Origin of the sequence: Algibacter lectus (assembly GCF_900112395.1) — a bacterium.
Classification (GTDB): domain Bacteria; phylum Bacteroidota; class Bacteroidia; order Flavobacteriales; family Flavobacteriaceae; genus Algibacter; species Algibacter lectus.
Genome location: NZ_FOLN01000002.1, coordinates 636,765 through 647,953, shown reverse-complemented (window position 1 = coordinate 647,953; position 11,189 = coordinate 636,765). Strand labels below are relative to the sequence as shown.

General features: G+C 34.2%; 4 protein-coding genes. 2 read left to right on the top strand and 2 right to left on the bottom strand.

Translation table 11 applies throughout. From position 1 onward, the window contains the following. On the bottom strand, window positions 1-5,326 hold a 5,326-nt coding region (locus BM246_RS05790), incomplete at its 3' end, for a BspA family leucine-rich repeat surface protein (RefSeq protein ID WP_074936415.1). A 189-nt stretch (window positions 5,327-5,515) separates the two neighbouring features. On the opposite strand from BM246_RS05790, the gene BM246_RS05785 reads away from it, so the two are divergent. Continuing rightward, window positions 5,516-8,968: a VIT domain-containing protein gene (locus BM246_RS05785; protein ID WP_083415719.1), complete on the top strand. Its 3,453-nt coding sequence runs from the start codon at window positions 5,516-5,518 to the stop codon at window positions 8,966-8,968. Between the two features lie 85 nt (window positions 8,969-9,053). Here the strand turns inward: BM246_RS05785 and BM246_RS05780 are convergent, their stop codons facing one another. Next, window positions 9,054-10,682: an acyl-CoA carboxylase subunit beta gene (locus BM246_RS05780; RefSeq protein ID WP_074936411.1), complete on the bottom strand. Its 1,629-nt coding sequence runs from the start codon at window positions 10,680-10,682 to the stop codon at window positions 9,054-9,056. Between the two features lie 148 nt (window positions 10,683-10,830). Between BM246_RS05780 and BM246_RS05775 the strand changes: the two genes are divergently transcribed. Further along, window positions 10,831-11,187: a DoxX family protein gene (locus BM246_RS05775; protein WP_042494702.1), complete on the top strand. Its 357-nt coding sequence runs from the start codon at window positions 10,831-10,833 to the stop codon at window positions 11,185-11,187. Window positions 11,188-11,189 lie beyond the last annotated feature (2 nt).

Here is an 11,189-nt window from a genome sequence, read left to right as displayed (position 1 = left end):
TAGTAAAAGATTCTTCATTACATCCTGTAGCATCACCTACGGTGTTGTAAGGTGTAATAGTGACAAATATTGTGGACGTTTCAGGTAAATCTGAAGTTAAGTTATAAGTAGTGTTGTTTCCAACATCTTCATTGTTTACAATATCGGTAGCGCCAGCACTTGTTCCTACGGAAATTCTATATCCTGTGGCGTTGGTTGCGGTATCCCAGGTTAAATTTGTTGTAACGTCTACATCGGTTGCATTGTTTAAGGGAGTAGATAGTGTTGTGCAACTTGGTGGATCTGATGCTGAAAAAGCACCTGTTCTAAAGCTTTCTTCATCACAACCTGTAGCATCGCCAACTTCATTATATGGTGTTATTGAAACAAAAATTAATCTATTAGGAGGTAAGTCATCCGGAAGATCATAAGTTGTAAAATTGCCCACATCAATATTGTTCAGAATTTCAATACCACCTCCTGTAGTTCCTACGGTAAGTAAATATCCTGTAGTGTTTGGTGCGGCATTCCAGCTAATATTAGTATCTGTTGATACATTTGTATCTCCATTTAAAGGAAGCGTTAAAGTAGTACATGCGGGAGCAACAGGAATAATTTCTGTCGTGAAACTTTCTTCAGTACAAGTTATTGCATCTCCAGTGCTATTATAAGGCGTTATACTAACATAAATGATTGTGTTTTCCGGAAGATCTGTTGGTAAATCATAAACGGTTACATTGTTTACATCTATATCATTTAGTAAATCGGTAGCTCCTGAATTTGTTCCTGCAGTAATGCGGTAGCCGTCTGCATTTGCAATTGGAATCCATTCTAAATTAGTTTCAACAGACACATCTATACTACCATTTGTTGGTAATGTTAGGTTGGTACACTCAGGAACTGTTGGTACACTATTGTTGGTAATAGTGAAACTTTCTGTAATACAGCCAGTAGGTTCTCCTTCGTCATTAAAAGGTGTAATTGTAACTTCTACAGATTCACCTCCTAAAAAATCTGATGTAAATTGAAAGGAAGGATCGGTAACTGATTCATTGTTTACTAGTACAATATTTCCAGGTTGTGTTGTAACAGTTAGTCTATATCCTCGAGCATAAAGCGCAGGTTCCCAACTTAAATTGGTGTTAACAGGTACGTCTGTATCTCCATTAGTAGGAGAAATTAATTGTGTGCAAACCGGAATAGGACAATCTAGAATATCGCCTGTAAACGACCAACCGTAAGTATCTATCATAGATTGTCTTTCTTCTAAAGCATCACAATACAGTAATCCTTGAGCACCTAGATTTATACCCGGCGTTAAGGTTTGCTTAGACCAAGCTACTAATGTAGCATCGTAGTTTTCTCTTGTTAGTGCGGTATTATCTAGCATGTATTGCATGTTGGTAACTCGACTAACATCCCACTCTGTAAATTCTTGATTTAAGGCGGTAGCGTTACTAAACATATAGCGCATATTAGTTGCTCCAATATCCCAACGGTCTAAAGTTTGATTGAAGGCTAATGCGTTTCTAAACATACCACTCATGTTTAAAACATTAGTAATTCGCCAACTATTTATAGTTTGATTAAAACTGGTTGCGTTATAAAACATGTTTTCCATGGTAGTAACGGCTCTTACGTTCCATCCATCAATGGTTTCGTTAAAAGCAGAGGCTCCACTAAACATATCTTCCATAGTAGTTACAGAGGCTACGTTCCATGAATTCATGGTTTGGTTATAGCTTGTAGCGTTTTTAAACATGGCTTCCATAGTGTTTACAAAAGAAACATTCCAGTTGTCTATGTTTTGATTGAAATCTGCTGCGCCACTAAACATTTCAGAAGTCGTTAAAACTTCACCTGTATCCCAATTATCCAAAGCTTGATTGAAAACTAAAGCGTTTTTAAACATGCTCTCCATGTTGGTTACAGAGGCTACATTCCATGAATTTATCCGTAGGTTAAAAGCATGGGCATCTTCAAACATAGAAGGCATTAGAGTTACAGAACTTACATCCCAATTATTTAAATCTTGATTAAAGGCTAAGGCATTTTCAAACATCGACGTCATATTAGCCACAGCACTAACATCCCAAGTATTTATAGGTTGATTAAAGGTTTCTGCATTTTCGAACATGGAAGACATGTTTACCACAGAATTTACATCCCAATTATCTAAAGGTTCATTAAACATTTCGGCAGATTGAAACATAGATGCCATATTGATAACATTAGTAACGTTCCAGGTATTAATATTTTGGTTGAAAAGGTCTGCACTATTAAACATAGACTGCATATTGGTAACCGAGGAAACATTCCAATTATCTAATGGCTCATTAAATGTGGATGCTCTATTAAACATGGAGCTCATGTTTGTTACGGCACTTACGTTCCAATTATTTATATTTTGGTTGAATGCTGAAGCAGAATTGAACATAGAATTCATATCGGTTACTGCAGCAACATTCCAATTACTTATTGGTTGATTAAAAGCTGAAGCTGAATTAAACATGGCTTCCATATTGGTTACAGACGTGACATCCCAAGTATCTAGAGGTTGATTGAAAAGAGTAGCTCTATTGAACATTTTTTCCATGGTTGTAACCGCCGCAACATTCCAAGAATTGATGTCTTGGTTAAAAACAGAAGCCGTTTCGAACATTCTAGACATATTGGTAACACTACTTGTAATCCAATTGTTTAATGGTTGATCGAATGTTGTAGCAGACAAAAACATAAGTTGCATATTGGTAACATTGGAAACATCCCAACTATTTAAAGGTTGGTTAAAAGCCGATGCTCCGGCGAACATAATCCCCATATCTGTAACGTTGCTAACATCCCAATTATCAATATCGCCATTAAAAAGTTTGGCTTGATAAAACATTTGATACATATTGGTTACCTGAGACAAATCTGGGACATCGGTAGCATTATACTCCATGTTTTCGCAATTATAGAATGCGTTTCTCATGGATTTCCAAGGCTGAGTTCCCCATTGGTCTACAGATATTAGTTTTACATTATCTGAAAAATAAGAATAATAATGCGCAGGGTATTCACCAATAATGGTTACCGTATAAACGCCTGGCGAAAGATAGGTATGCGTGATGTCTCCGGTAACGTCGTTATTAAATTGATCGTCTCCCCAATCTATAGAATAGTTGTAGGTTAAATAATCTGGATACCCAGAATTGGTTTCTATTTCAAGCTGGTTTGCTGCAGAGGTATAGCTTTCTGTTAAGCTAGTATCAAATGTGAGTTTAAAAGCAGTTGTGTCATTTACCCAACTAGGTATAACGCTAAAACTTTCTTCGGTACAACCTACGGCATCACCATCGGTATTATTGTACGGTACAATGGTTACAAAAACGGTATCGCCAGGTGTTAAGTCTGATGTGAAATCCAAACCAACAACATTACCAACATCTTTATCGGTTTCTGTAAATGTAGTAGCACCACCATTTTCTATTCTATAGCTCACTTTATAACCAGTAGCTCCGGGTACAGCTTCCCAAATTAAATTAGCGTTCGAAGGCACGTTAACATCTCCATTTACCGGAGAAACTAAAGATGTACAAAGTACAAACGAACAGTTAATAATATCTCCATCGATACTCCAGCCAGAGTTATCTATAAGATTTTGACGCTGATCTCTACTATCGCAATAATTGAGGCCGCTAGCACCTAGAGTTACGTTGTTTTTAACCGTTTGTGCTTCCCAACCTATAAGTGTATTATCATAATTGGTTTGCGAAAGTCCAGAACCAGATAGCATAATGCTCATGTTAGTAACATTACTTACGTTCCATGAACCTAAATCTTGATTAAAGGTACTAGTATTTCTAAACATGCTAGACATATTAGTGACAGCGCCAGTATCCCAACTATTTAAGGGTTGGTTAAAAACGGTTGTTACATTATAAGAACTAAACATACTAGACATGTTGGTTACCGCAGCGGTATCCCAAGTGCTTAATGTTTGGTTAAAAGCTAAAGCCGAATTAAACATGGAACTCATATTGGTTACTTTGCTAACGTTCCATATATCGATAGGTTGATTAAAGTCGTCAGTTTCTTGAAACATTGAGCTCATATCTGTAACATTACTAACATCCCAACCGGTAATATCTTGATTGAATACTTTGGTGTTTTCAAACATCCCTTTCATATTAGTAACATTACTAACATCCCAATTATCTAAAGGCTGATTAAAAAAAGCATTATCTCTAAACATGTATGTCATTTCTGTTACGTTACTAACGTCCCAGTTATTTAAAGGTTGATTAAATATACCGCTCCAAATCCAACCATCAAACATGCTAGTCATATTGGTTACCTTACTAACATCCCAATTATTTAAAGGTTGATTAAATGTTCTGTGTCTATAGAACATAGAACTCATGTTTGTTACATTACTAACATCCCAGTTTTCTATAGGTTGGTTAAATTCCGATTGTCCAAACATTCTAGACATGTCTGTTACATTACTAACATTCCAGCTAGAAAGTGAAAGGTTAAAATCTGAAGAATAAAACATACCAGACATATCGGTAACCGTATCAACTACCCAGCTATTTAAAGGCGCATTAAAGCTATTTGCACTATAAAACATGTTTGCCATTGTTGTCACTCTGCTAACATCCCAATTATTTATGTTTTGGTTAAATCTAGATGCAGAATGAAACATGTCGGCCATGTTTGTTACCTGTGCTGTATTCCAATTATCTAATGGCTCATTAAAAGTTCTAGCGAGATAAAATGTTTCAGACATATCGGTTACATTACCGGTGTTCCATAAATCTAGAGGTCTGTTAAAAATTACTGCACCATAGAATAATCCTGATAAATCTGTAATAGTATTTGTGTTCCAATTATTAATAATGCCATTAAAAGATTCAGCATTTTTAAACATGTTCCTTAGAGTGGTCACTTGCGATAAATCTGGAGAATCTATGGCGTCAAAATTTAAGTTTTCACAACCATAAAAAGCATTTTCCATAGTTTGCCACTCAATAGTGCCCCAGGATAAGATTTCTATTATTTTTATTTTATCGCCCGAGTTATTAAAATAAATAGAAGGAAAGTCTCCACTTATTTTAATAGTATATGTGTTTGGAGCTGTGTAGGTATGTGTAATATCACCAGTAACGGCGGAGTCTGTTTGTCCGTCTCCCCAATCTATGGTGTAATTATAAGTGTAACTAGGATTAGTAGGTATGGAAATTTCATTATCGGCAGAAGATCCAGATTCAGTATTTGCTGTATTCCAAATGGAGGTAAATTCTGTTTGCGAAAAGACAGAGATATTCCATAATAAAAGGAGTAGGGTAATTAAATATTTCATGTTAGGGAGTTATAGCTATATGAAGCAAAAATAAGATTTAAATTTTAATTCGACTTTTAATGGGTAATTTTGAACCATATGACGATTTTTTACTCTACACTCAATCAAAAGTTAGTTTCACTCATCGTCATTTTTCTAAGTGCTGTAATAAGCATAGTTTTATCTAGAACCTAAAATTCATTACTTATTATGAAACAGTACTACTTCCAATTATTATGTCTTTTTTTGAGTGTAAGCTTGTATGCTCAAAACATTCCAGAAGTTAAATTAAAAGATAACTCTACATTAAAACTTGTTAATTTAAATGTTGAGGTTAACATTACAGGTAATGTGGCTTTAACCACTTATAAAATGAAATTTTATAATGGCTCAAATACTGTATTAGAAGGCGAGTTGGCGTTTCCTTTAGGTCAAGGACAATCGGTTACAGATTTCGCTATGGATGTTAATGGAAGCATGAGGCATGCTGCTATTGTAGAAAAAGAATTAGGACGCGTAGCTTACGAAAGCACAATAAGAAAAACCATAGATCCGGGTTTGTTAGAGATGACAAAAGGGAACAACTATAAAGCTAGAGTTTACCCAATTCCAGCTAGAGGTTATAAAGAGATAGAAATAACTTACGAGCAAACACTTGTTGCCAATAACCAAAAGCACAGCTACCAAATACCTTTAAATTTTGAAAATAAGTTATCTCATTTTTCTATAGAAATAAATGCCTTCGGAAAGAAAAATATTCAAATTACAGATACTTCTATCTATAATAATTTGAAGTTTAAAAATGCATTAGGAGTTAAAAAAGCGCATTTTAAAGCTGAAAATTTTATTCCTAGAAACACCATTACTTTAGAAATGAGGTTGGAAGATGAAGCCAACTTAACCACTTACAATGATTATTTTAATTTTTATAAATCTTTTAAACCAAAATCACGATTAAAATCGAAACCAAAGGCTATTACTGTTTTTTGGGATGCATCATATTCTATGGAACGCAGAAAACTAGATAAAGAATTTGAGTTGTTAGATGCCTATTTACAATATCTAGAAAATGTTAAATTGAATGTGGTTGTGTTTAATAATAAAATTAGAAGTAATACTACATATAATATAAAAAACGGAAATTGGAACGCGGTTAAAAAAGCCCTCGAAAATGTAGTTTACGATGGTGGCACATCTTACATTGATTTAGGAAATTATATTACTGAAACCAATTTACTCTTTACAGATGGTATGTTTAATTTAGGCGATTTTAAGCCAACAAATCATGGTGCTATTTATGCTATTAATTCTTTAACATCAGCAAACCATAACAGGCTTTCTCAGTTGGCGCATACAAGTCAAGCAAATTATGTAAACCTATCTAACGTTGAGGTGAAACAAGCTATAAAAACTATTACAAGAGAGAATTATAAGTTTTTAGGAGTTGCTGAAAATGATAAGATATATGAAGTCTATCCGTTAAAAAACACTATTGTAAATGAAGATTTTTCGTTATCGGGAAAGTTTAAAGCCAATACAACCATAGAATTGTTATTCGGCCATAACAATGATGTAATAGATAGGGTAAAGGTTAATCTAGAAAATCTAGAAAATAGTCCAATTGTAAAACGTTTGTGGGCAAAGCAAAAGCTGAATTATTTAAAAGGAAATTCCGAAGAAAATAAAGATAAAATTATTCAATTAGCATTAAAAAAACATTTGATTACAGCATATACCTCTATGATAATTTTAGATCGTGTTGAAGATTATGCACGTTATAAAATTGAACCTCCAACAGAATTGAAAGCAAGATATAAAGAGCTTATAAAACAAGAAGAAGCCAACGAAGCATATAGATTAAAACAAGTAGAAAGTAGAAAACATGATTTGCTTTCGGAATACAAAGATTTAATGAGATGGTACAGTAAAGATTTTTCTAAAAATATAAAAGATTTTAAAAAACCTAGACAAGAGCGAACAGAAACGAATACAACACCGTCACAGCATAATGGAGCACCTGGTGTAAATTCAAATACATCAAATTCAGGTTTTACGCGAGTTATAGATTCTACTAAAAGGATAATTAGTGGTTATGTTACGAGTATTGGCGGAGAACCGCTTCCTGGTGTAAATATTTATGTGAAAAATGATGTTTTTGCTGCTGTTACAGATTTTGATGGTAAGTATATGATTAATGCAGAGTTCGGATCAATTTTGGTCTACTCTTACATTGGCTTTTTAACTGAAGAAGTAACTCTTGGTTCAAATTTTGTTGTTAATGTAGCTTTAAAAGAAGATACGTCGTCTTTAGATGAAGTTGTTGTGGTTGGTTATGGCGTGCAAAAAAGAACTCATGTTACTGGCGCTGTTACAGCAGTTTCTTCGGAAAGTATAGAAAACGAAAATATAGTAGTTGAAGCTTTGCAAGGGCGTGTTGTGGGATTAAATATGGAGTCAAAACGAGCACCGAACAATACAGATGATGCTTCAATTCGTGTTCATGGATTAAATTTGAATGATAGTGAGAATGCACCATTATATGTTGTTGATGGTATCGTGTATTCAGAGGAAGATTTTAAAGATATTTCGGCAAAAAACATTGATAATATTAGAGTTTTAAAAGATGGAGCAGGGAGTTCTATTTATGGAAGTAGAGCTTCAAATGGTGTTATTCTCATTTCAACTAAAAGCGGAATACTGGAAAACAAAGAAAAAATTGAAGCATTAAATAGAAAGATTGACGAAGAAATTGTTTTCAAGCCCTGGTCGCCTAAAGCAGAGTACTTGGTAAACTTATCTAAATCTGAAACTCCGGAAATAGCTTATAATGCGTATTTAAAATTACGAGAAACGTATAAAAACACACCAACATTTTTTATGGATATCGCAGAGTATTTCGATTCTATTAATCAAAGGGAATTAGCGGTGCAGATTGTAACTAATTTAATTGAAATAGATTTAGATAACCATGAACTTAGTAGAGCCTTAGCCTATAAATTGCAGTATTTTAAAGAAGACGCTTTAGCGGTTTATGTTTTTCAAGAGATTTTGAAATTAAGACCAGAAGAACCTCATTCTTATCGCGATTTAGCATTAGCTTATGAAGCCGTAGGTGAATATCAAAAAGCCTTTGACATCTTATTTAGAATTGTAAAGGGCGAATTACTAGAAAAAGATGAAGATGAACGTTTTTATGGTATTGAGCACATTGCCTATGTAGAAGCGTGCCACTTGGCGTCGCAACATGAAGACGAGATAACATTAACTGAAAATCAAAGAAAGTTACTTAAAACATTTGATGTAGATATTAGAGTTGTGATAGATTGGAACCATAATGATACAGATTTAGATCTTTGGGTTGAAAATCCTAACGACGAAAAAGTACTCTACAGTAATAAGACCTCTAAAGATGGCGGGCGACTTTCTGAAGATATAACTGAAGGTTATGGTCCAGAAGAATTCATGATTAAAAAAGCTTCGAAAGGAGATTATGAAATTCTTGTAGATTATTATGCCGATCAGGTTCAAAAAATATCTGGACCAACAACTTTAAAGGTGACCATATTTACTAATTATGGAAGAAAAAATGAAAAGAAGGAAATTAGAATATTGCGCTTAAATAAAAAAGAAGATGAAATTGAAGTAGGCACCGTAAGTATGTAATAGAAAACATATTTTGAATTAGACAAAAAACTCTCAGGTTACTAATTAGCCTGAGAGTTTTTTATTTTATAAGAAGATTGAATCCTTAAACCTGTAAAATCCCTAAATTGAATGGCTTCTCAATAGGAGCGTGGTTAGCAGCCTCAATACCCATACTAATCCAGGTTCTTGTATCTAGTGGGTTTATAATAGCATCGGTCCAAATACGGGCAGCCGCATAGTATGGAGATACTTGACTATCATATCTATCTTTAATTTTATTAAAAAGTTCAGCTTCTTTTTCTGGAGTAATTTCTTCTCCTTTTTTAAGTAAAGATGCTTTTTCTATTTGAAGTAATACTTTTGCAGCAGAGTTTCCGCTCATAACCGCAAGTTCAGCACTTGGCCAAGCTACAATTAATCTTGGGTCGTAGGCTTTTCCACACATGGCATAATTTCCGGCACCGTAACTATTTCCTATAATAATAGTAAATTTTGGCACCACAGAATTACTTACTGCATTTACCATTTTTGCACCATCTTTTATAATACCGCCATGCTCACTTTTACTACCTACCATAAAGCCAGTAACATCTTGTAAAAATACTAACGGAATTTTCTTTTGGTTACAATTGGCAATAAAACGTGTGGCTTTATCGGCGCTATCATTATAAATAACACCACCAAATTGCATTTCTCCACTAGCAGTTTTAACCAATTTACGTTGGTTGGCAACAATGCCAACAGCCCAACCATCAATACGCGCGTAAGCTGTAATTATGGTTTGTCCGTAACCAGCTTTATATTCATCAAACTCCGAGTTATCGACTACGCGCTTAATAATTTCGTACATATCATATTGATCGGCACGACTTTTAGGCAAGATTCCGTAAATATCTTCAGGGTTTTCTTTTGGTTTTTTAGCTTCACTACGGTTGTATCCCGCTTTATCAAAATCACCAATTTTATCAATAATATTTTTAATAGTATTTAAAGCATCGGCATCATCTTTAGCTTTATAATCGGTAACACCCGATATTTCGCAATGTGTTGTCGCGCCGCCTAAAGTTTCATTATCTATACTTTCACCAATGGCAGCTTTTACTAAGTAACTCCCAGCTAAAAATATACTACCTGTTTTGTCTACAATTAAAGCTTCATCGCTCATAATTGGTAAATAAGCACCACCAGCAACACAACTTCCCATAACGGCCGCAATTTGAGTAATACCCATACTACTCATTATAGCGTTATTTCTAAAAATGCGTCCAAAATGTTCTTTATCTGGGAAAATTTCGTCTTGTAAAGGCAAATACACACCGGCAGAATCTACAAGATAGATAATAGGCAGTCTATTTTCTATAGCAATTTCTTGGGCACGCAAGTTTTTCTTCCCAGTAATGGGGAACCAAGCTCCAGCTTTTACAGTAGCATCATTAGCAACCACAATACATTGTTTACCTTTTACATAACCCATTTTTACAACCACACCACCAGAAGGGCATCCGCCATGTTCGGCGTACATATCTTCACCGGCAAAGGCGGCAATTTCAATAGATTTCTTTTTTGGATCTAATAAAAAGTCAATACGCTCTCTAGCCGTCATTTTACCTTTACTATGCAGTTTCTCGATACGACTTTTTCCGCCACCGAGTTTTACTTTAACAAGGCGTTTTTTTAATTCGGAAAGTAAGAGTTTATTATGATCTTCGTTTTTATTGAAGTTAATGTCCATGGTCGAAATTTTATTTGCACGAATTTACAAAACCCGTAATCAATTTTAAAGCGAATGTTTTGTTAAAATATATTACATGGAAATATATTCCTTGGAATATAAATTTATTTTGATTAGTTTTGTACTCTAATATTGAAATAAAAATAAGATGAAAAGAGATAAAATTATATTTTATATCGCAACAGGTTTATTATCTGTAATTGTATTGTTTTCGGTTTACATGTATGTTTTTAAACATGAAGCTATTGTTGGCGCATTTACTAGTTTAGGTTACCCGCCGTATTTAATTTATCCGTATGCAGGTTTAAAATTACTTGGTTTATTTGCAGTATGGAATCCTAACTTTAAGGCATTAAAAGAGTGGGCTTATTCAGGTTTCTTTTTTGCTTTCGTTTTAGCTTTTTTTGCGCATATAATGGTGAATGATGGCGGACACATGACAGCAGCACTAGCGTTAGTGTTTTTAATAGTATCGTATATTTTTAATAAAAGAATAAATAAATAATT

What these genes read in the sequence shown, in the direction of transcription:
- BM246_RS05780 (WP_074936411.1), bottom strand. Translation starts at nt 10,682, where the DNA reads ATGGACATTAACTTCAATAAAAACGAAGATCATAATAAACTCTTACTT.
- BM246_RS05785 (WP_083415719.1), top strand. Translation starts at nt 5,516, where the DNA reads ATGAAACAGTACTACTTCCAATTATTATGTCTTTTTTTGAGTGTAAGC.
- BM246_RS05775 (WP_042494702.1), top strand. Translation starts at nt 10,831, where the DNA reads ATGAAAAGAGATAAAATTATATTTTATATCGCAACAGGTTTATTATCT.